Below are 21,376 nucleotides of genomic sequence, written 5' to 3' on the forward strand. Positions count from 1 at the left end.
GAATAATAACCAGGAGGTCAGACCATGATCCATCACGTACTGGGGCTATTCACTCATCCCGATGAGGAATGGAAGGAAATCAAGGGCGAAGACGAAAGCATTGGCCACATGTATCTCACCCATGTGCTTGTGCTTGCCGCCATTCCGGTCATTTCGGCCTATATCGGCACCACCCAGGTGGGCTGGACGATAGGCACGGAGGACCCGGTCAAGCTGACGCAGGCCAGCGCCCTGCAGATGACGGTGCTGTCCTATATCGCCATGCTGGCCGGCGTTGCCGTGATGGGCGCCTTCATTCACTGGATGGCGCGCACCTATGATGCCAATCCAACCTTCAACGATTGCGTGATCTTCGCCGCTTACACCGCCACGCCGCTGTTCATTGCCGGCCTTGCTGCGCTGTATCCGAGCCTCTGGCTGGGCATGCTGGTGGGCACGGCAGCGATCTCCTACACGGTGTACCTGCTGTATCAGGGCATTCCGATCTTTATGGACATCCCCAGTGACGAGGGCTTCCTGTTCTCCAGCTCCGTGCTTGCCGTGGGTCTGGTGGTGCTGGTTGCGATGATTGCGACCTCGGTTATCTTCTGGGGATTCGGCGTCGGTCCCGTTTATCTTCGCTGAGTGGTTTGGGGACCCCTCGGCGTCATTCCCGGCCTGCCTGAGCCAGCAACAACCCCCGTCAGCACTGCTGACGGGGGTTGTTGTTTTTATGTACAGCAGATTTCAGTAGAATGCCCGTTTTTGCCGAGCCGGTACCCCGTCCATGAGCCACCTGAGCGTTAACCAGAACAAGCTGCAGAAACGTCTGCGTCGTCTGACTGCCGAGGCAGTGACCGATTACAACATGATCGAAGACGGCGACAAGGTGATGGTCTGCCTATCCGGCGGCAAGGACAGCTACACCATGCTCGACATGCTGCTGTACCTGCAGAAGGTGGCGCCGATCAAGTTCGAGCTGGTGGCGGTCAATATGGACCAGAAGCAGCCGGGCTTTCCGGAAGAGGTGCTGCCGGCCTACCTCGAGAGCATTGGCGTGCCGTATCACATCCTTGAGCGCGACACCTATTCGATCGTCAAGGAGAAGATTCCGGAGGGTAAGACGACCTGTTCGCTATGCTCGCGCCTGCGCCGCGGCAATCTGTATACCTTCGCCGACGAGATCGGTGCGACCAAGATGGCACTGGGTCACCATCGTGACGACATCGTTGAGACCTTCTTCCTCAACATGTTCTTCGGCGGCAACCTCAAGGCGATGCCGCCCAAACTGCGCTCCGACGATGGCCGCAACGTGGTGATTCGCCCGCTGTCCTACTGCAACGAAGTGGATATCGAAGCGTATGCCACGTTGCAAAACTTCCCGATCATCCCGTGTAACCTGTGTGGCTCGCAGGAGAACCTGCAGCGCAAGGTAGTCAAGGAAATGCTGCAGGGCTGGGAGAAGGCCAACCCGGGGCGGGTGGAAAATATCTTCCGGGCGCTGAAAAACGTCCAACCCTCACAGTTGGCCGACACCGCGTTGTTCGATTTTGCCAGTCTGCGTATCGACGAGCAGGCTGCCTCGCGCGTTCTGAGCGTAATGAACCTCTGAGCCCAGGATTAGCCGATGCAGGATTACCGCTGGCTGCACGCGTACTGTCTCAACCGCTTCGGATCGGCTGCTGCTCTGGAAGCGCGCCTGCCTCAGGTCAGGAGTGCCGAGCAGTTACGCGCGATCAGCGACGACCGCTATCTGTCGATGATCGCCCTGCGGGTGTTCCGCGCAGGCCTCAAGCACAGTGTGGTGGATGCCAAGTGGCCGGCCTTTGAACAGGTGTTTTTTGGCTTTGATCCGGAGAAGGTGGTGCTGATGAGCGCCGAGCATCTGGAGCGACTGATGGCCGACACCCGGATCATTCGTCACTTGGGCAAGCTGCGCAGTGTGCCGCGCAATGCGCAACTGGTGCTGGATTTGCGTGCCGAATACGGCTCGGTGGGCAATCTGATCGCTGATTGGCCGGTGGACGATATCATCGGGCTCTGGCGGTTGCTGGCCAAGCGCGGCGCCCAACTGGGCGGGCTGTCGGCACCGCGGCTGCTGCGCATGGTTGGCAAGGATACCTGGGTCGCCACCGATGACGTGGTTGCCGCGCTGAAGGCGCAGGGCATCATCGACAAGGCGCCGACCAGTCAGCGCGATCAGGCCACCGTGCAGGCCGCCTTCAATCAGTGGCGGGCGGAAAGTGGACGGCCGCTGTGCCAGCTGTCCATGATGCTGGCGTATACCGTCAACCATTGAACTGTGTTTTCTGAATTCTCCATAAAAGCTGCTCGCTTGGCACATGAAGTTAAAGTAAATTCTTGACCTCGCGCCGATCCCGGTGCATTTTTTGATCAGAACCCCTGTGCTGGAGGTGGCCGGATGCGGCTCGCTGGACTGCTGACATTGTTGATTGCTGCCCTGCTGGCAGGCTGCTCCAGTGCCCCGCCGGCGCCGGTCACCGTGAGCGTGCCGAGCCCGGTTGAGTCCATCCCCGACTATGAACTCAAGCGTCACGATGTGGTGTTCCAGGCGTTCAGTCTGGTTGGCACTCCCTACCGCTGGGGCGGCAGCTCGCCGGCTACCGGCTTCGACTGCAGTGGCCTGATTCAGTATGTCTACCGGGAAGCGGCGGGTGTGAGCCTGCCGCGCACCACCTCCGATCTCTACAATCTGCAGGTTTCCAGACCCCCGGAAAACTCGCTCGCGCCGGGTGATCTGGTGCTGTTTGCGATGAACGGCGGGCGGGTGAACCATGCGGGCATCTACATCGGCGATGGGCGTTTTCTGCATGCGCCCAGCACCGGTGGTGTGGTGCGGGTGGACGAGCTGGAATCCTCCTTCTGGCAGCGCAGCTTCAAGGGTGCGCGCCGGGTACTGGGCAGTCTCTGAGTCCCTATGGCGAACCCTCCGCCAGACCCCGCGCGCTGTCCATTCTGTGCCGGCAGCAATGCCTGCGCCGCTGACAGCGGCAGCTGCTGGTGCTTTGCGCTGACGGTACCGCAAGGGCTGCTGGCACTGGTGCCTGAGGCGCAGCGCAACCGGGCCTGCATCTGTCAGCGTTGCATCCAGTCGTTTGTGGCTGATCCGCCGGGTTTTGCCGCGCGTTTCAGTCGGCGCTGAGCTCTGGCTTGCGCAGCAGCGCGACATCGGCACCGATCAGTTCCAGCTCTGCCTGCCATTTTGCCGCCAGCCAGCGGAAGCTCTGTTCGCTGAAAAAGCTGATGTGGGTCGGATCGCTCTTGTAGTGCCAGCGGCTGAAGGCCTCCGGACTGATAACCCGCTTGGTCATCAGGCCGAGCCAGCCGCCCGGTTTCAGGCACTGCCACAGCTGCTCAAGCACCTCACGCGGGGCGGCCAGATGCTCGACCACCTCGGTTGCGGTGATGAAATCCCATTGCTGGCGCAGGGCTTCGGGGTTGGGGTGATAGTAGAGATCGTGCAGGGCAACCTGATGGCCGTGTTCGCGCAGCATCATGGCCAGCGCCGGCCCCGGGCCGCAGCCGAAATCCAGGCCGCTGCCGGCGGCCGGCAGGCGCGCCAGCAGGGGCTCTGCCAGGCGTGAGAGAAAGCGTCGATAGCCCGGATCATCCGGGTGGTTTTCGTGGCGGTCGTACTCGGCCTTTTCCAGCTCGGCGGTCAGCTGCCAGCGGGGCGGTACATGCACCATCAGGCATTGCTCGCACTGCCAGTAGCTGCGCTTGCGATCATCCAGCAGCCAGTGGCTTGCGGCGCCGCAGAGCGGGCAGGGCAGTGCCTCGTGTTGCTCGCTCACAGCGGTTTGATGCGGTCGATCAGACGGCCGGAGTCGGCCAGCTCGAGAAATTCATCGCCGAGGCGCTGGCTCTCGCTCATCGCCTTGCGCCAGTAGGCTTCACGGCCGTCGTTGTCGTAGACGTAGCGGTTGAAGTCCTTGCGGTCGGGCAGCTTGCGATGCGGCAGGCGCTCAAGATACTCGGGTGAGGGGGCCAGCAGCAGCACGTCGCGCAGCTGCTCTGCGTTGTGCTTGCGCCAGGGAATGGTCTTGTCGAACCAGCCGGGCACCACCCGATCAAGAAAGTGCGGGTAGAGGATCACGCCGGGGGCGGTGTAGGGCAGGTCGAGGTGGTAATCCAGCAGGCCGCCGTCGCGGTAAACACCGGGCGCGGCGCCGGGTATGTCGCGTACGGCTTCCATGACCATGGGGATCGAGCCCGACGCCAGCAGGGCCGAGCGCAGATTCTGCGGCGTCAGCTCCACGTGCGCGCTGGTGAAGTCGCGCAGTTCTGCCAGCTCCGGCAATTGCCGCGGATCGTGCAGAATGACGCGCTCGAAGAAGCGCCCCAGATGGCGGCGGCCCAGCAGGTTGGCACCGATGACACCACCCAGGCCCAGCGCCAAACGCGCGCGCGAATCATGCCGCAGCAGCCCGCGGCTTTTCACCACGACGATATTGAGACGGTAGTTGGGGTTGCTGAGGATGGCCTCAAACTGCCCCTGCAGCAGCTCGTCGATCATCTGGCCGCAGGCGGCGCTGATGGTCTGGATGGTGACACCCTTGGGGAAGCGCATGGCGGTGTAGAGTTCGCCCAGCTGGCGCAGGGTGTGCACCGGGTCAGGCATGCAGGCACTGGCGAAGCGCCAACTGCCGATCGAGGCACCGATCAGGCTGCGCGGCTGGGGCGCGCGTGGCAGCCACTCGCCGAACAGGGCCAGGTCGAGCCCCTGAATGCCCAGCGCCTTGGGGCCGCCAGCCGCACCGGGGATCATATGGACGTCGGCTGGCTGTAACCCGTTGTTGCGGATATGCTCAATGGCGCGATGCCCTGCTCGCAGCGTCAATGCCGGAGCGCGAACCTGGATAGCTGTCATGCGGTAAGGGGTCCCTTGGAGTGCGCGGCCAATTTTAAGGTTGGTTTCAGCTCGGCGCTATAGTCTGAGACTGTCTAAACGCAACGGAGGAATCCAACATGTACAAACACATTCTCGCTCTTTCCTGTTCTGCAATCCTGGCGCTGGGCAGTTCTGCACTGCTGGCCGACGACGATGTGCGCATGGATGAAGTCAACGGGCTGGTGGAACAGGGTACCATTCAATCCCTGGAAAGCCTGAACGAAAAGGCATTGGCGGTGCAACCCGGCACCATCACTGATACCGACCTGGACAAGCACTATGGCCGTTTTATCTATGAAGTCGAAATCCGCGACGCCCAGGGGCAGGAGTGGGATATTGACCTGGATGCGTCCAATGGTGATGTGCTCGAACACCGCCGCGACGACTGATCGGTTGCGCAATCCTCTGCCGGCCCTGTTGCTGGGTGCGCTGGTGCTGCTGCCAGGGGTGGCGGCAGCACACGACCTCAGTCAGGACGAAGCACTGGCGCTAACCGAGCAGGGGCGCATCCTGCCCCTGCCGGTGTTTATCGAAGACGCGCTGACGCGGTTCCCCGGCCGCTTTCTGGAAGCCGAGCTGGAGCTGGACGACGGGCGTTATATCTATGAACTGGAGCTGGTGACCCGTGATCGCCGGGTCATGGAACTGGAATACGATGCTGTCAGCGGCGAGCTGCTGGATGCGGAAGAGGACGACTGATGCGCCTGCTGCTGGTGGAAGACAATGTGGCGCTGGCCGATAGCCTGTGCAGCGTGCTGAAACGCGCCGGGTATGCGGTGGATTGGCGTACCGATGGCCGCGATGCCGTGGTGCTGGGCGAGCAGGAGCCTTACGACCTTGCCATTCTCGATCTTGGCCTGCCCGGTATGGACGGGCTGGCCGTGCTGCAGCGCTGGCGTGCAGCCGGCAGTAGCCTGCCGGTACTGATTCTGACCGCCCGCAGCCGCTGGACCGAGCGTGTGGAGGGGCTGCAGGCCGGGGCCGACGATTATCTGACCAAACCCTTTCACAACGAGGAACTGCTGCTGCGGGTACAGGCGTTGCTGCGCCGCGCCCACGGTCGGGTGCCCCAGGCGCTGCTCAGCGTCGCCGGGTTGCAGCTGGACGAGGCGCAGCAGCAGGTGCGGGTCGGAGATGCCGAACCGCTCAGCCTGTCGGCCAGTGAATTCAAGCTGTTGCGCTACTTCATGCTCAATCCGGGCAAGGTGCTGTCGAAGACGCAACTGGCCGAGCACCTGTATGACTACGAGGATGAGCGCGACTCCAATGTGATCGAGGTACTGATCAATCATCTGCGCCGCAAGCTGGGTCGCGAGGCGATCGAAACGCGCCGTGGCCAGGGCTACGTGCTGGTCGGGCACGCAGAATGACATCGATCAGTCGCCGGCTGGCGGCCACGCTGGTGCCGCTGCTGTTGTGCAGCGTGCTGCTGATCGTGCAGGGCAGTGTCTGGCTGTATGACCGCGCCCAGCGCAATTACCTGACCCTGCTGCTGCAGCGCGAAACCGACAGCCTGCTGGCGGCGCTGACGGTTGGCCCCGACGGTCTGTTTCTGGATCTGGACAAGATTGATCCGGATTACCGCAGGCCGTATTCCGGGCGCTATTTCGTTGTTCAGGGGCGTGAGAAATGGCGTTCGCGATCGCTCTGGGATCATCGTCTGCCGCTGCCCGGGGATGGCTTGCAGAGCGGTCTTCTGCCCGGCCCGCAGGGGCAGGAGCTGCTGGTGTGGTCTGGTGAATACCGCAAGGCGGGGGAGCCGGTGACCATCAGCGTGGCGCTCGATTATCAGCCGTTGATGACCGAGTTTCGGCGGGCCAGCATCTGGATCAGTGCTCTGGCTGTGCTGGTGACGCTGCTGGCGGTATTGATACAGCAGTGGCTGCTGCGGCGCTCGCTGCTGCCGCTGCGGCGGGTACAGCAGGAACTGGCCGAATGGCGCAGCGGTGAACGTCTGCATCTGAGCGAGCAGGTGCCGCAGGAGTTGCAGCCGCTGGTGGCAGAAATCAATCATCTTGGGGCGCAGATTGAGGCGCTGCTGCTGCGTGCGCGCAACAGTGCCGGCGACCTGGGGCACGCTCTGAAAACACCGCTGGCGGTGATCGAGAGCCGGCTTGATGCCCTCGCACCGAGTTTGCCTGGGGAGCAACTGACCGAGCTGCAGGCGCAGCTGCAGGCCATGCGTAACCAGCTGGAGCGCACGCTGCAGCGTGCCAGACTGGCAACCGATCAGTCGCGGGCACAGCGCTTTGATCCTGCGACCGATCTGCCGGCGCTGGTGCAGACGCTGGCCAGCCTGTATCCGGCGGTGCCCGAGATCAGGCTGGACGGCGCGTCGGACACGCGCTGGCCGTTTGACCGGGAAGACATGCTCGAGTTGCTCGGCAATCTGCTGGATAACGCCTGCAAATGGGCGCGGGCCCGGGTCAGGCTAAGTTGGCGCCTGGACGCCCAGCACCTCTGCGTTGAGGTGGCAGACGACGGCCCCGGTATTGATCGTGATGCGCGTGATCAGGTTTTGAGTCGCGGCCTGCGGCTTGATCAGCAGACCCCGGGTCACGGCCTGGGGCTGGCCATTGTGCGAGATCTGGTTGCCGCCTACGGTGGCACACTGTCACTCGAGCAGGCGCCCGAAGGCGGCCTGCTGGTCAGCATCAGTTTGCCGCGGGAGCGGCGTTGATCAGAGGAATGACGCGTCGATGTCGACCAGCAACAGGTGCCGGCTGTCGTCGATGAACAGGCCCGAGGTCATGCAGTACTGATTGGTGGTGGCATCGCGGTAGCGGTTCGACAGGATGACCCGGCTGTCCTCTCCGGCCTCGGCGAGAATCTGATAGAAGTACGGCCGCCAGGACCAGTTATGGTCCAGATAGCGCGGGTCGGTGTGCCAGGCGTCACCACGCCATTCGAAGTTCGGCGAAATCTGGGTGCCTTCGGCATCGCACAGAAAGCAGCGCAGCAGCCATGGGTAGTTGCGCGGGTCCGGCAGGTGCGCCGGTTGTGCGCCGCGGGCCAGCCACTGGCGCAGTTCGGCAAACAGCTCTGCCAGCGAGCTGCGCAGGGTCGCCAGCTTCTCTCGCTCGGCCAGTTTGGCCCGTACGTAATGATCGCGCATGATTGAGAACTGCTTCTGCACGGCGTCGCTGGGCAGGAAGTTCTCCTCCGGGCGGCCGAACAGATAGCCTTGCACGTAACGCGCGCCGCACTCCAGTGCAAAGTGCAGCTCCTGTTCGGTTTCCACGCCCTCGGCGATGATCCAGCAGCCACTCTTTTCCGCCATCAGGGCCAGCGCGCGTACAAAGTCGCCGCTGTTGCTGTTGCCCGCTGCCGCCTGGCGGAACAGCTGGATATCCAGCTTGAGAATGTCGGGTTCCAGTGCCAGCACCCGGTCGAGCATCGAATATCCCGCGCCAAAATCATCGATGGCAATGCGTATGCCGGCGGCACGGTAGCGCTGCACTACATCACGCAGCTGCTCGATGCTGCCCTGCAGTTCGGTGATTTCGAAAACGATCTGGTCTGTTGGTAGCCCCAGCTCCTCAAGCAGCTGCAGGCTGGGCAGCGGCTTGCCCGGCAGCAGCTGGCTGACCCAGGCCGGTGAAATATTCAGGCTGATAAAGCCTTCGGGGGTATCGCGAAAGCGTTCCAGCGCCTGCCTGCGGATGTTGCGATCCAGTTCCAGCAGCTCGGCCTGCGAGACTGAAGGGTCGGTAAACAGTGGGCCGGCACTGCTGATATTGCCCTCATCGTCGCGCAGGCGCGCCAGCGCCTCATAACCGGCAATGCGGCCGGTGGCGGTATCGATCAGGGGTTGGAAGTAAGGCAGTGGCTGTCCAGTAAACACATCTTTCTCCGGGGTCGGAACGTCGGGCGCTGAACTTATGCAAGATTGTAGCCAAGCGACCGGCAGGCGACTGCCTGCGTGTGCCGGGCATGCGCTTTCGGGTGCCAGGGCACCCGTCGAACGCTTTCAGTGCATGATTCTGCCTCTTTGGTATGGCGATTGCACTATCACGGTGAGGTGAGCTGGTTCGTCCGCATCAATTTGGTGCCTGTTTTGCTGAATGGCGGTCAGGATTGGCATACAAGTAATTGAAAAATAAAAATTATTTCAGATTGCTCGGAATGCGTGCCGATCAGGGTGGTTTGTGTGGAATCTTTTTGATTGCACTACAACGGTTCACTCGTCTCGCATGCGCACGCAACGGGTGCATTTTCTGACTTGATAGAGGCTGCTTGAATGGAAAACCTGAACAGTGCTGTGGAAACCCTGATCCACGGTGCAAACACCCTGTTTATTCTGATGGGCGCGATCATGGTTCTGGCCATGCACGCCGGTTTTGCGTTTCTTGAGGTAGGTACGGTTCGGCAAAAGAATCAGGTAAACGCGCTGTCGAAAATCATCAGTGATTTCGCGATTTCGTGTCTTGCCTATTTCTTTGTCGGCTACTGGATTGCCTATGGGGCTACCTTCTTTGCCGATGCGGCAACCCTGTCGCAGAACAACGGTTACGCGCTGGTGAAGTTCTTCTTCCTGATGACCTTTGCCGCAGCCATTCCGGCGATCATCTCCGGTGGTATTGCCGAACGGGCCAAGTTTGCGCCGCAGCTGTGCGCCTCGCTGCTGATCGTTGGTGTGGTGTATCCGTTCTTTGAAGGTATCGTCTGGAATGGCAACTACGGCTTCCAGGGCTGGCTGGAAGCGCAGTTTGGTGCCGGCTTCCACGACTTTGCCGGCTCGGTTGTTGTGCACGCCGTTGGCGGCTGGATTGCGCTGGCGGCGGTATTGCTGCTGGGAGCGCGTAACGGCCGCTATCGCGGTGGTCATGTGGTGGCGATGCCGCCATCCAATATTCCGTTTCTGGCACTGGGCGCATGGATTCTGACGATTGGCTGGTTCGGCTTTAATGTGATGTCTGCGCAGACGCTGGAGGGCATCAGCGGTCTGGTGGCAGTCAACTCACTGATGGCGATGGTCGGTGGCACCCTGGTGGCGCTGCTGGTGGGGCGTGCCGACCCGGGCTTTATTCATAACGGCCCGTTGGCGGGGCTGGTGGCGGTGTGTGCCGGTTCCGACCTGATGCATCCGCTGGGCGCGCTGGCGACCGGTGCGGTCGCTGGTGGCCTGTTTGTCTGGACCTTTATCCTGACCCAGAACCGCTTCAAGATCGATGACGTGCTGGGTGTCTGGCCGCTGCACGGCCTGTGCGGTGTGTGGGGCGGTCTGGCGGCCGGTATCTTTGGCACCAAAGCGCTGGGCGGTCTGGGCGGCGTGAGCTTCATGTCGCAACTGATTGGCTCGCTGGCCGGTGTGGTCATCGCCTTTGCCGGTGGTCTGCTGGTGTACGGCGTGATCAAGGCGGTAGCCGGGTTGCGCCTGACAGATGAAGAGGAATATCAGGGCGCCGACCTGTCGATCCACAAGATCGGCGCGACCTCGGTCGACTGAGCTGCGCCGGGGGCTGGCGGACACGCCTTTGGCTTAGTCCGCCCTACGGTGCGGTGCGGGGCGGGGCGGTATGGTAGGGCGGACTAAGCGAAGCGTGTCCGCCATCGGGGCCACGCGGTACAGACCCTGAGGGCACAAAAAAACCGGGCGGTTGGGCCCGGTTTTTTATTGTCCGCAAAAAGCGGCGGCTTACTCTTCCAGACCACCCATGGCGGTGATGTTGAAGCCACCGTCAACGTAGGTGATTTCACCGGATATGCCGGAGGCCAGGTCGGAGCAGAGGAAGGCGCCGACGTTGCCGACTTCCTCGATGGTAACGTTGCGACGCAGCGGCGTTTGCGCAGCGTTGTGGGCCAGCATCTTGCGGAAGCTCTTGATGCCGGAAGCGGCCAGGGTGCGGATCGGGCCGGCAGAGATCGCGTTGACGCGGGTGCCTTCCGGGCCCAGGCTGGTAGCCAGGTAGCGAACGCCAGCTTCCAGACTGGCCTTGGCCATACCCATCACGTTGTAGTTCGGCATGGTGCGCTCGGCGCCGAGGTACGACAGGGTCAGCAGGCTGCCGTTGCGGCCTTTCATCAGTTCACGGCCGGCCTTGGCCAGGGCGACGAAGCTGTAGGCGCTGATGTCGTGGGCGATGCGGAAGCCTTCGCGGGTGGTGACTTCGGCAAAGTTGCCATCCAGCTGGTCGCCCGGAGCGAAGCCAACGGAGTGAACGATGCAGTCCAGGCCGTCCCACTTCTTGGCCAGCTCGACGAATACCTGCTCGATCTCGGCGTCATCGGCGACGTCGCAGGGGAAGCACAGCTCAGGACCGGAGCCCCAGCCGGCAGCGAATTCTTCAACCCGGCCTTTCAGCTTTTCGTTCTGATAGGTGAAGGCCAGTTCGGCGCCCTCGCGGTGCATGGCCGCGGCGATGCCGGAGGCAATGGACAGTTTGCTGGCAACGCCAACGATGAGTACGCGCTTTCCGCTGAGAAATCCCATAGTACTTTCCTGTTTAGTGCATGGCCGTATCGGCCCTGTTATCGGTTTGCGGCAGGGCAAAGGCCGCTTCCAGCAGCTGACGAGTATAGTCATGCTGTGGTGAAGCGAAGATTTCACCTGCCGGTCCCTGTTCGACTACTTCGCCCTGGCGGATCACCATCAATTGATGGCTGAGAACCTTGACCACTGCCAGGTCGTGACTGATAAACAAATACGTCAAATTGTACTTCTGCTGCAGACTGCGCAGCAGTTCCACCACCTGGCCCTGCACGGTGCGATCCAGTGCCGACGTTGGTTCGTCGAGCAGGATCAGCTTGGGCTTGAGCACCAGTGCCCGGGCAATCGAGATCCGCTGCCGCTGGCCGCCGGAGAACTCGTGCGGGTAGCGGTGGCGGGTCTCCGGATCCAGGCCGACTTCTTCCAGCGCCTGAATCACCATCTGTTCGCGCTCGGCCTCAGTGCCGATACGGTGAATCTCCAGCCCCTCGCTGATGATCTGGCCTACCGACATGCGCGGGCTCAGGCTGCCATAGGGGTCCTGAAAGACCACCTGAAACTCACGGCGCAGTGGGCGAACCTGCTGCTGGCTCAGGCCATCAAGCCGGGTGCCGTCGCATTCGATCAGCCCCTGGCTGTCGATCAGTCTGAGCAGGGCCATGCCCAGCGTGGTCTTGCCCGAGCCGCTTTCACCGACAATGCCCAGAGTCTGTCCTCGGGGCAGGGTAAAGCTGATGTCGGTCACTGCCTTGACGTGATCCACGGTGCGCCGCAGCACCCCTTTCCTGATCGGAAACCAGACCCGCAATTGCTCTGTCCGCAGAATTTCCGGGGCGTCCGGATCAACGGGGACCGGTTCGCCGCGCGGGTCGGCTGCCAACAGCTGACGGGTATATTCATGCTGCGGTGAGCTGAACAAGGTGGCGCAATCGTTTTCTTCGACGACGTTACCGCGGTACATGACACATACTCGGTGGGCAATTTTACGCACCAGATTCAGATCGTGACTGATCAGCAGCAGTGCCATGCCCAGTTTCTGCTGCAATTCGCGCAGCAGTTCGAGGATTTTCAGCTGCACGGTGACGTCCAGTGCGGTGGTTGGCTCGTCGGCGATCAGCAGTTCCGGCTCATTGGCCAGCGCCATGGCGATCATCACGCGCTGGCGTTGGCCGCCGGACAGTTCGTGCGGATAGGCACCGAGGCGCTTGCGCGGCTCGGGGATGCCAACCAGGTCCAGCAGCTCCAGCGTGCGCTCGCGCGCCTGCGCCTTGTTCAGGCCTTTGTGCAGGGCCAATACCTCGCCGATCTGCCGCTCGACCGTATGCAGCGGGTTGAGCGAACTCATCGGTTCCTGAAAGATCATCGAGATACGGTTGCCGCGCACCTTGCGCAGGGTGTTCTCGTTGGCCTTGAGCAGGTCCTGGCCGTCGAATTCGATGCTGCCGCTCGGGTGTGATGCGGCCGGGTAGGGCAGCAGCCTCAGGATCGAGTGCGCGGTTACGGATTTGCCCGAGCCGCTCTCGCCCACCAGCGCCAGGGTCTGGCCGGGGCGGATATCGAAGCTGACGTCCTTGACCGCCATGGTCTGATCGCTGCCCTGGCGGAAGGCGACGCTGAGATTGCGGATACTGATCAACGGTTGTTCGCTCATCTCATTTCCTTGGGTCGAAGGCATCGCGCAGGGCCTCGCCGATGAACACCAGCAAGCTGAGCATCAGTGACAGCACGACAAAGGCGGTAATGCCGAGCCAGGGTGCCTGCAGGTTGGCTTTGCCCTGGGCGATCAGCTCGCCCAGCGACGGCGCACCCGGCGGCAGGCCGAAGCCGAGGAAGTCGAGAGAGGTCAGGGTGATGACGCCACCGGTCAGAATGAACGGGAAGAAGGTCAGGGTGGCGACCATGGCGTTGGGCAGGATATGCCTGAACATGATGGTCTGGTTGCTGGCGCCCAGGGCGCGTGCGGCGCGCACGTATTCCAGGTTGCGGCCGCGCAGAAACTCGGCGCGTACCACGTCCACCAGTGCCATCCACGAGAACAGCAGCATGATGCCGAGCAGCCACCAGAAGTTCGGCTGAACGAAACTGGCCAGAATGATCAGCAGGTACAGCACCGGCAGGCCTGACCAGACCTCGATAAAGCGCTGGCCGATCAGGTCGATACGTCCGCCGTAGAAGCCCTGCACGGCACCGGCGATGACGCCGATGATGGAGCTGAGAATGGTCAGGGTCAGGGCGAATAGTACCGAAATACGGAACCCGTAAATCACCCGTGACATCACATCGCGGGCCTGATCGTCGGTACCCAGCCAGTTGTCCGCCGAGGGCGGCGCCGGCGCCGGAACGCGCAGATCGTAGTTGATGGTGTCGTAGTGGTACGGGATTGGCGGCCAGAGCATCCAGCCGTCGCCGTCCTCGGTGATCAGTTGCTGAACATAGGGGCTGCGGTAGTCCGCTTCAATCGGGAATTCGCCGCCAAAGGCGGTTTCCGGATAACGCTTGAAGACCGGGAAATACAGCTCGCCCTGATAGCCGACAGCGAGCGGTTTATCGTTGGCGATCAGTTCGGCGCCAAGGCTGAGCACGAACAGCACCAGAAACAGGTGCAGTGACCACCAGCCACGGCGGTTGGCACGGAAACGGGCGAAGCGGCGCTGGTTGAGCGGAGAGAGGTTGAACAATTTCATCTCAACCCTCCCTGCTGTCGAAGTCAATGCGCGGATCGACCAGGGTGTAGGTAATGTCACCGATCAGCTTCACCACCAGACCGACCAGCGTGAAGATGTACAGGGTGCCGAACATCACCGGGTAGTCGCGATTGATGGCCGCTTCAAAGCCGAGCAGGCCGAGGCCGTCGAGGGAGAAGATCACCTCGATCAGCAGCGCGCCGGTAAAGAAGATGCTGATCAGCGCGGACGGGAAGCCGGCAATGATCAGCAGCATGGCGTTGCGGAACACGTGACCATACAGTACGCGGCGCTCTGAAAGCCCTTTGGCGCGGGCAGTGACCACGTACTGCTTGCCGATTTCATCGAGAAAGCAGTTCTTGGTCAGCATGGTCAGGGTGGCGAAGCTGCCCACCACCATGGCAAAGATCGGCAGCACCAGATGCCAGAAGTAGTCGAGGATCTGCTCGCCGGTGCTCATCTGATCGAAGTTGTTGGAGGTCAGCCCGCGCAGCGGGAACCAGTCCAGATAGCTGCCGCCGGCGAACAGCACGATCAGCAGGATAGCCAGCAGAAAGCCGGGGATGGCGTAGCCGACGATGATCAGTGAACTGGTCCAGACGTCGAAGGCCGAGCCGTGCTTGATCGCCTTGCGGATGCCCAGCGGAATGGAGATCAGGTAGGTCAGCAGGGTGGTCCACAGCCCGAGCGAGATCGAGACCGGCATCTTCTCGATGATCAGGTCGGTGACCTTGGCGTCGCGGAAGAAACTGTCACCGAAGTCGAATTGCAGGTAACCCTTGATCATCAGCCAGAAGCGCTCGTGGGCCGGCTTGTCGAAGCCGTACATGCGTTCGATTTCGGCGATGATGTCCGGGTCGAGACCCTGTGCGCCGCGGTAACTGCCGCCGCTGGCAACCTCGCTGCCGCCGCCGGAAACCCGGCTGGTGGCGCCGCCTTCAAAGCCTTCAAGGTTGGCGATCATCTGTTCGACCGGCCCGCCGGGGGCGGCCTGAATGATCAGAAAATTGATCAGCAAGATGCCGAACAGGGTGGGGATGATCAGCAGCAGACGACGAACGATATAGGCCAGCATGCTTATTCAGCCCCTGCCGGCTGGTCGCCTTGCTGCTGCCCGGCGCCGTCGTCTTGCTGCCTGCCCAATGCGCCGCGCAGGCGCGCTTCCTTGTCCGGGTCGACCCACCAGGTGAACAGCCCCAGATCATACTTTGGCGGCGTCGCCGGATGGCCAAACTTGTTCCAGTAGGCGACCCGATAGACGCTGGTATACCAGTTGGGCACCAGCAGATGCAGCGAACGCAGGGCCCGGTCCAGCGCATGGGTATGGGTGATCAGCGATTCGCGGGAGTCGGCCTGCACCAGCCCATCGACCAGAGCATCAACGGCCGGGTCTTTCAGACCCATGAGATTGCGACTGCCGGGATTGTCTGCGCTGGAGGAGTGCCAGTATTCGCGTTGCTCGTTCCCGGGCGAGTTGGACTGGCCAAAGCCGGTGACCACCATGTCGAACTCACGTGAGCGCAGCCGATTGATGTACTGGGAGACATCGACCCGGCGCAACTCCATGGTAATGCCGAGCGAGGCCAGATTGCGTTTGAATGGCAGCAGAACCCGCTCAAACTCTGGCTGCACCAGCAGAAACTCGAACTGCAGGGGCTCACCGTCGGCGTTGACCAACTGGTCGTCAACGATCTGCCAGCCGGCGTCCTTGAGCAGCGCGTAGGCAGTGCGGCGCTGCTCGCGGATGGCACCGCTGCCATCGGTTTTCGGCGGCACCCATGCCGGGCCGAATACGGCAGCCGGCAACTGGTCGCGCAACGGTTCCAGCAGTGCCAGCTCACTGGCGTCGGGCTCGCCACGGGCAGCCAGCTCGGAGTTGTCAAAGTAGCTGGAGGTGCGGGTGTAGGCGTTGTGAAACAACGTGGCGTTGGACCATTCAAAGTCGAACAGCAGCGTGATCGCCTGGCGCACCCGGGCGTCCTGGAAGTAGGGTTTGCGCAGGTTGAATACAAAGCCCTGCATGCCCTGGGTATTGTTGTTGGGTATCTCTTCCTTGACGATCTGGCCGGCGTCCAGCGCCGGGCTGGCATAGCCGGTCGCCCAGTTCTTGGCGGCCATTTCCTGGTTGAAGTCGAACTGGCCGGCCTTGAAGGCCTCCAGGGTGACGTTGCCGTCGCGGTAGTAGTCGACCACCACGGTGTCGAAATTGTAGAAGCCGCGCATCACCGGTAGGTCTTTGGCCCAGTAGTCTTCGACGCGCTCAAAACTGATGCTGCGACCGGGGCGCACCTGACCGATGCGGTAGGGACCGCTGCCCAGTGGCGGTTCCAGCGAGCCCTTGCTGAAGTCGCGGCCTTGCCAATAGTGTTTGGGCAGCACGGGGAGCTGACCGAGTACCAGTGGCAGCTCGCGGTTGCCGGTATGCTTGAAGTGGAAGGTGACGCTCTGCGGGTTGTCGGCGACCACGCGATCCACATCGCCATAGTAGGCGCGATAAAACGGGGCACCGTGTTCGATCAGGGTATTGAAGGTGAATACCACGTCGTCGGCGGTGATGGCGACGCCATCATGGAAGCGCGCTTCCGGGCGCAGGGTGAAGCGCACCCAGCTGCCGTCATCGGCCTTTTCCATGCTTTCGGCAACCAGGCCGTATTCGGTAAAGGGCTCGTCCAGGGCATGGAAGGTCAGGGTGTCGTAGATCAGACCGAGCTGGTCGGCCGAGGTGCCGCGGCTGATGTAGGGATTGAGCGAGTCAAAGCCGCCGAAGCCGGACAGCCGCAGGGTACCGCCCTTGGGGGCATCGGGATTGACGTACTCGAAGTGGCTGAAGTCGGCGGGGTACCTGGGTGCTTCATCGTAGAGCGTCAAGGCGTGCTGTGGTGCGGCGTTAAGGGCACCTGCCCAACAGGTCAGCAGTGCCAGACAGCAGGATTTCAGCGAGTGTTGCATTCAGATCCCTTGTTTTTCTAGTTGCTTGCCGGGTCTTTCCACCAGCTGCGGATGGCCAGCGTATACGGCGGTATGTCCGGGGTGCGCAGCCAGTTCCGATAGGCAATGCGGTGGTAGTTTATATACCAGTTCGGAATTGTATAGTGATTCCACAGCAGTACCCTGTCGAGGGCGCGCGCGGCCGCGATCTGCTCACTGCGGCTGCTGGCGGCGCCCAGGCGTTCGACCAGTTCGTCGACCACCGGATTGTTGATGCCGGCATAGTTGCGACTGCCTTTGACATTGCGCTGGCTGGAGTGGAAGTAGCTGATCTGCTCCAGTCCGGGCGACAGCCCCTGCGGCAGGGTAGTCAGAATCATGTCGTAATCAAACTGATCCAGCCGGGCCTTGTATTGCGCCCGGTCGACGGTGCGGATCTGCATGTCGATACCCAGCCGTGCAAGATTGGCTCGATAAGGCTGCAGGATCCGTTCCAGACTCGAGTTGACCAGCAGTACCTCGAAGCGCAACGGATCACCATCGGCATTTTCAAGGCGCCCTCTGCGCAGTTTCCAGCCGGCCTCGGCAAACAGCTCCACCGCTTCGCGCAGTGTCTCGCGCGGGATTCCCCGGCCGTCGGTGACAGGTAGACTGAATGGCTCAAGAAAGAGTTCCGGTGGCAGTTGATTGCGGTGCGGCGACAGGTAGAGAAACTCCTGTCCGGCCGGGATCCCGGTGGCACTGAACGGACTGTTCGGGTAGTAGCTCTGCGAGCGCTGGTAGGCATCGTAGAACAGCACCCGGTTGGACCATTCGAAGTCGAACAGCATGCCGAGCGCCTTGCGCAGGGGCAGGTTGTCAAAGGGCGTTCGCCGGGTGTTGAAGAACATCGCCTGGGTCGGGCTGGGAATCTGGTGGGTTATTTCGCGCTTGATGATGTCGCCGCGCGCGACTGCCGGAAACTGGTAGGCATTGGCCCAGTTGCTGGCCTTGTGGTCGTTGTAGAGGTCGAACTCGCCGGCCTTGAAAGCCTCGAAGGCGACGTTGTTGTCGCGGTAAAACTCGACCTCCATGCGATCGAAGTTGTACTTGCCGCGGTTGATCGGCAGGTCTCGCCCCCAGTAACTCTTGACCCGCTCGAACACCACGCGGCGGCCGGGATCGACACTGACCACCCGATACGGGCCGCTGTTCAGGCCGGCCTCAAAGGTTGTGCTGGCAAAATCGCGGCCTTGCCAGTAATGCGCCGGCAGCACCGGCAGCTCGCCCAGGCGCAGGATCAGCAGCGAATTGCCGGGGCGCTTGAAGACAAAGCGAATACGTCGTTCGCCGAGAATGTCGATGCGGCTGACATCCTGCAGTACGGAGCGATAGTTGGGGTGGCCCTGTTCCTTGAGCAGACGATAGGAGAATGCTACGTCCTCGGCGGTGATCTGCCGGCCGTCGTGAAAGCGTGCCTCGGGGCGCAGGTTGAAGACTACCCAGCTGCGATTGTCGGCAAACTCCAGGCTTTCGGCGATCAGACCGTAGGCGGAGTAGGGCTCGTCGCCGGACGGGTCATACAGGCCGCTGCCGACCATCAGTGGCTCGTTCAGCTCACTGATGCCGAGCTGGGCAAAGTCGCCGGTGTTGATCGGGCTGGTGCCCTTGAGGGTATAGGGGTTCAGGGTATCGAAGGTGCCGCTGCCCATGACCCGCAGCGTGCCCCCCTTCGGTGCGTCCGGGTTGACGTAGTCGAGGTGCTCGAAGTTTTCCGGGTAGCGGGGCTGGCCGTAGAGTGAATAGCCGTGCTGGCGATACAGCGTGGCCCAGCTGGGTAGAGCGGTTGCAAGGAGCAGTGTCAGGACAAGTGAGCGGGACAGCAGCGACATGGATTTCCGCGCGGTGGTAGGGCCGTGGGATAACGGCTGGCGCATTTGAATCAGCGGCAGCCGTCAGCAATGTGCCAACGCTACCATGCTGATGCAGCCGGGCGGAAGCCCGACGGCTCAAGGGACGAACAGGGTCAACTGCTGGCCCGGCTGCAGGTAGCGGCCAAGCTGGTTCCAGTCGCGAATCCGCTCGACGTTGACATTGAAGCGCTGGGCGATGGTGTACAGCGAGTCGCCCGACTTGACGGTATAGGCAATGCGCCGTCCATTGGCTGTGGCGGGTTGGGCCTGCGTCTGTGCTGCCGACGCCAGCATCAGGGTGTGACCGACGGTCAGGGCGCTGTCCTGCAGATTGTTGTCGCGCTTGATGCGATTCACGGTAGTGCCGTGGCTGCGGGCGATACTCCACAGGTTGTCGCCTGGCTTTACCCGGTAGCGCAGCTGCTCGACGCCGGCGATACGCTGGCGGCTGACCGGTTCGCTGGCCGGGGCATCATTGAACTGGGGCAGCATCAGGGTCTGGCCGACGCGCAGCAGGCTGCCGTTGATGTCGTTGACGTCGCGGATAGCGCTGACGGTCAGCTGGTGACGACGGGCAATCTGCGAGAGGGTGTCGCCACTGCGAACGCGATAGTGCCGGTAATTGATGCGCTCATCGTCCGGCAGCTCGGCAAGCGCTTCGGTGAACTGGTCAACCCGGTCGACCGGAATCAGCAACTGGTATTCGGCGTTGGGCGCGGTGACCCGCTGGTTGAACGCGGGGTTCAGGCTCAGCAGCTCGTCGGTGGAGACGTCGGCCAGCTCCGCGACCTTGCGCAGGTCGATCTGCTGATCGAGGGTAACCTCGGCGAAGTAGGGTTCGTTGGCCAGGCTTGGCAGCACGGTGCCGTAGGCGGTCGGACTGTCGACGATCTGCGCCAGAGCCAGCAGCTTGGGTACGTAGTTCATGGTTTCGCGCGGCAGCTGCAGATTCCAGTAGTCGGTTGGCAGGCCGAGCGCTTCGTTGCGCTTGATGGCTCGGCCCACGCAGCCTTCGCCGCAGTTGTAGGCGGCCAGCGCGAGCAGCCAGTCGCCATCGAAGTAGTCGTGCAGCAGGCTGAGGTAATCAAGCGCCGCCTGGGTGGAGGCGGTTACGTCGCGGCGACCGTCGTACCACCAGTCCTGACGCAGCGAGAAGTTGCGTCCGGTGGACGGAATGAACTGCCACAGGCCGGCGGCCTGGGCGCTGGAGATGGCCTGCGGATTATAGGCACTTTCGATGAATGGCAGCAGTGCCAGCTCCTGCGGCATGTCGCGGCTTTCCAGCTGCTCGACAACGTAATAGAGGTAACGCTGCGCTCGCGCGGAGGTCAGCTCGAAGTAGCGTGACTGGTTGGCGAAGGCGATGCGCTGCTGGTCGATTCGGGGGTTGTCGATGGTCGCCGGGTCAAGGCTGAAACCGGCTCGAATACGCCCCCACAGGGTATGCGGTTTGGTCTGTACGGCTTGCGATGCGGCGGCTTGTGCGCTGGGCGTGCGGAATGGGGATGCTGTGCGTTCTGTGACCGGTGAGCGGTAATCGGCTTCGCTCTGGCTCAGTCCGCTGTGGTCGGTGGTCTGACAGCCGGCAATCAGCAGCAGACCACCGAGGGACGCTGCTGACAGCACTCTGGGCAAGATGGCAGATACCACACGACGCATGAACGACCCCCAAAATGAGGTCGATTCTATGGACCAGCCGCGGGAGGGTCAAGGCGCCTTCGGTCAGAAGCGGTCTTTCCAGGCCCGAATTGCGGCGAACGTCTCAACCCCGGGTGCCACGGCTGCGCCGGTCTGCTGGCTGGCCGCTTGCGTCACAGCGTCGCAGTCAGAGCGCAGGAAGGGGTTGGTGCGTTTTTCCAGTGCCAGGTCGGTTGGCAGTGTCATGCGACCGGCCGCGCGCAGGTCATCCACGACCTCCAGTCGAATCTTGATATCGGTGTTGTCGGGCTCCACCGCGCGGGCAAAGCGCAGATTGGACTGGGTGTATTCATGGGCGCAGTAAATGCGGGTGTTGTCGGGCAGTGCAGCGAGACGCGACAGCGACTGGTGCATTTGCTCGGCGGTGCCCTCGAACAGCCTGCCGCAGCCCCCCGCGAACAGGGTGTCACCACTGAGCAGCCAGGGGTCACCTGTATTGTCGCAGAAGAAGGCAATGTGGCCGAGGGTATGGCCGGGTACGCCGATCACCTCGAGTGTGTGGCCGAACAGGGTAACGCGGTCGCCGTCGTTAAGGGCGCGATCACGGCCGGGGATGGTTTCGGCGGCGGGGCCCCAGACCTTGCATTCGGTGCCGGCCTTGAGTGCGTTGATGCCGCCGACGTGGTCAGGATGGTGATGGGTGACCAGTACATGGCTCAGGCTGTATTCCGGGTGGCGGCCCAGCCAGGCGATGACCGGCTTGGCGTCACCGGGATCGACGGCGGCAACCTGTTGGCGTTGTTCGTCGACCAGCAGCCAGATGTAGTTGTCATTGAAAGCGGGTAGCGCGATAAAGGTGGACATGAGGCAGCTTTTCCTTAACGTGTAGAGCTATTTTAGCGAATTGTGTCGA

The 21,376-nt window shown here is 62.1% G+C and carries 21 protein-coding genes; 10 read left to right on the forward strand and 11 right to left on the reverse strand.

Annotated features, from left to right (window positions below):
- The first annotated feature begins 24 nt into the window (after positions 1-24).
- From ACZ5WQ_RS01775 to ACZ5WQ_RS01795, 5 genes are all read left to right on the forward strand, one after another.
- Entirely contained in the window at positions 25-624 is a 600-nt protein-coding gene (locus ACZ5WQ_RS01775) for a Yip1 family protein (RefSeq protein WP_088276564.1), read from the forward strand.
- 142 nt (positions 625-766) lie between these two features.
- Complete coding sequence (ttcA, locus tag ACZ5WQ_RS01780) at positions 767-1,591, forward strand: tRNA 2-thiocytidine(32) synthetase TtcA (RefSeq protein WP_088276563.1); 825 nt, start codon at positions 767-769, stop codon at positions 1,589-1,591.
- Between the two features lie 15 nt (positions 1,592-1,606).
- Complete coding sequence (locus tag ACZ5WQ_RS01785) at positions 1,607-2,278, forward strand: DNA-3-methyladenine glycosylase I (protein ID WP_464383017.1); 672 nt, start codon at positions 1,607-1,609, stop codon at positions 2,276-2,278.
- 123 nt (positions 2,279-2,401) lie between these two features.
- Entirely contained in the window at positions 2,402-2,911 is a 510-nt protein-coding gene (locus ACZ5WQ_RS01790) for a C40 family peptidase (RefSeq protein WP_464383018.1), read from the forward strand.
- 6 nt (positions 2,912-2,917) lie between these two features.
- Positions 2,918-3,142: a cysteine-rich CWC family protein gene (locus ACZ5WQ_RS01795; protein WP_088276560.1), complete on the forward strand. Its 225-nt coding sequence runs from the start codon at positions 2,918-2,920 to the stop codon at positions 3,140-3,142.
- Here the strand turns inward: ACZ5WQ_RS01795 and ACZ5WQ_RS01800 are convergent.
- Positions 3,129-3,794, reverse strand: a complete 666-nt coding sequence (locus tag ACZ5WQ_RS01800) for a class I SAM-dependent methyltransferase (protein ID WP_464383019.1) — start codon at positions 3,792-3,794, stop codon at positions 3,129-3,131. The two genes, ACZ5WQ_RS01795 and ACZ5WQ_RS01800, sit on opposite strands and share 14 nt — an antisense overlap.
- Positions 3,791-4,870 (reverse strand): patatin-like phospholipase family protein, encoded by a 1,080-nt coding sequence (locus ACZ5WQ_RS01805; protein ID WP_464383020.1) that lies wholly within the window; start codon positions 4,868-4,870, stop codon positions 3,791-3,793. The genes ACZ5WQ_RS01800 and ACZ5WQ_RS01805 overlap by 4 nt, the downstream gene beginning before the upstream one ends.
- A gap of 98 nt (positions 4,871-4,968) precedes the next feature.
- On the opposite strand from ACZ5WQ_RS01805, the gene ACZ5WQ_RS01810 reads away from it, so the two are divergent.
- From ACZ5WQ_RS01810 to ACZ5WQ_RS01825, 4 genes are read left to right on the forward strand one after another with little or no spacing between them, the layout of a single operon-like run.
- Positions 4,969-5,280, forward strand: coding sequence for a PepSY domain-containing protein (locus tag ACZ5WQ_RS01810; protein WP_088276557.1), 312 nt, complete (start codon positions 4,969-4,971; stop codon positions 5,278-5,280).
- On the forward strand, positions 5,246-5,590 hold the full coding sequence (locus ACZ5WQ_RS01815) for a PepSY domain-containing protein (RefSeq protein WP_464383021.1): 345 nt from the start codon (positions 5,246-5,248) through the stop codon (positions 5,588-5,590). The genes ACZ5WQ_RS01810 and ACZ5WQ_RS01815 overlap by 35 nt, the downstream gene beginning before the upstream one ends.
- On the forward strand, positions 5,590-6,261 hold the full coding sequence (locus ACZ5WQ_RS01820; protein WP_464383022.1) for a response regulator transcription factor: 672 nt from the start codon (positions 5,590-5,592) through the stop codon (positions 6,259-6,261). The genes ACZ5WQ_RS01815 and ACZ5WQ_RS01820 overlap by 1 nt, the downstream gene beginning before the upstream one ends.
- Complete coding sequence (locus ACZ5WQ_RS01825; RefSeq protein WP_464383023.1) at positions 6,258-7,571, forward strand: sensor histidine kinase; 1,314 nt, start codon at positions 6,258-6,260, stop codon at positions 7,569-7,571. Before ACZ5WQ_RS01820 ends, ACZ5WQ_RS01825 begins: the two co-directional genes overlap by 4 nt.
- Here ACZ5WQ_RS01825 and ACZ5WQ_RS01830 read toward each other — a convergent pair whose 3' ends face one another.
- Positions 7,572-8,735 carry an EAL domain-containing protein gene (locus ACZ5WQ_RS01830; protein ID WP_269687660.1) on the reverse strand — a complete coding sequence of 388 codons (1,164 nt, stop codon included), beginning with the start codon at positions 8,733-8,735 and terminating at the stop codon, positions 7,572-7,574.
- Positions 8,736-9,131: 396 nt separating this feature from the next.
- Here ACZ5WQ_RS01830 and ACZ5WQ_RS01835 point away from each other — a divergent pair, with 396 nt between their 5' ends.
- Positions 9,132-10,340, forward strand: coding sequence for an ammonium transporter (locus tag ACZ5WQ_RS01835; RefSeq protein ID WP_464383024.1), 1,209 nt, complete (start codon positions 9,132-9,134; stop codon positions 10,338-10,340).
- A 189-nt stretch (positions 10,341-10,529) separates the two neighbouring features.
- On the opposite strand, the gene fabI is transcribed toward ACZ5WQ_RS01835, so the two are convergent.
- From fabI to gloB, 8 genes are all read right to left on the reverse strand, one after another.
- A complete protein-coding gene (fabI, locus tag ACZ5WQ_RS01840; RefSeq protein ID WP_088276550.1) occupies positions 10,530-11,324 on the reverse strand; it encodes an enoyl-ACP reductase FabI in 795 nt (264 codons plus the stop codon).
- Positions 11,325-11,337: 13 nt separating this feature from the next.
- A complete protein-coding gene (locus ACZ5WQ_RS01845; RefSeq protein ID WP_464383025.1) occupies positions 11,338-12,972 on the reverse strand; it encodes an ABC transporter ATP-binding protein in 1,635 nt (544 codons plus the stop codon).
- Position 12,973: 1 nt separating this feature from the next.
- Complete coding sequence (locus tag ACZ5WQ_RS01850) at positions 12,974-14,005, reverse strand: ABC transporter permease (protein ID WP_088276548.1); 1,032 nt, start codon at positions 14,003-14,005, stop codon at positions 12,974-12,976.
- Position 14,006: 1 nt separating this feature from the next.
- Complete coding sequence (locus ACZ5WQ_RS01855; RefSeq protein WP_088276547.1) at positions 14,007-15,080, reverse strand: microcin C ABC transporter permease YejB; 1,074 nt, start codon at positions 15,078-15,080, stop codon at positions 14,007-14,009.
- 2 nt (positions 15,081-15,082) lie between these two features.
- Positions 15,083-16,954, reverse strand: coding sequence for an extracellular solute-binding protein (locus tag ACZ5WQ_RS01860; RefSeq protein WP_464383026.1), 1,872 nt, complete (start codon positions 16,952-16,954; stop codon positions 15,083-15,085).
- 17 nt (positions 16,955-16,971) lie between these two features.
- Positions 16,972-18,804, reverse strand: a complete 1,833-nt coding sequence (locus ACZ5WQ_RS01865) for an extracellular solute-binding protein (RefSeq protein ID WP_088276545.1) — start codon at positions 18,802-18,804, stop codon at positions 16,972-16,974.
- Between the two features lie 117 nt (positions 18,805-18,921).
- Positions 18,922-20,484, reverse strand: coding sequence for a lytic transglycosylase (locus ACZ5WQ_RS01870; RefSeq protein WP_269687655.1), 1,563 nt, complete (start codon positions 20,482-20,484; stop codon positions 18,922-18,924).
- 63 nt (positions 20,485-20,547) lie between these two features.
- On the reverse strand, positions 20,548-21,327 hold the full coding sequence (gloB, locus tag ACZ5WQ_RS01875) for a hydroxyacylglutathione hydrolase (protein WP_233049389.1): 780 nt from the start codon (positions 21,325-21,327) through the stop codon (positions 20,548-20,550).
- Between the last annotated feature and the right edge of the window lie 49 nt (positions 21,328-21,376).

The organism is Halopseudomonas sp. T1L2 (assembly GCF_055397385.1).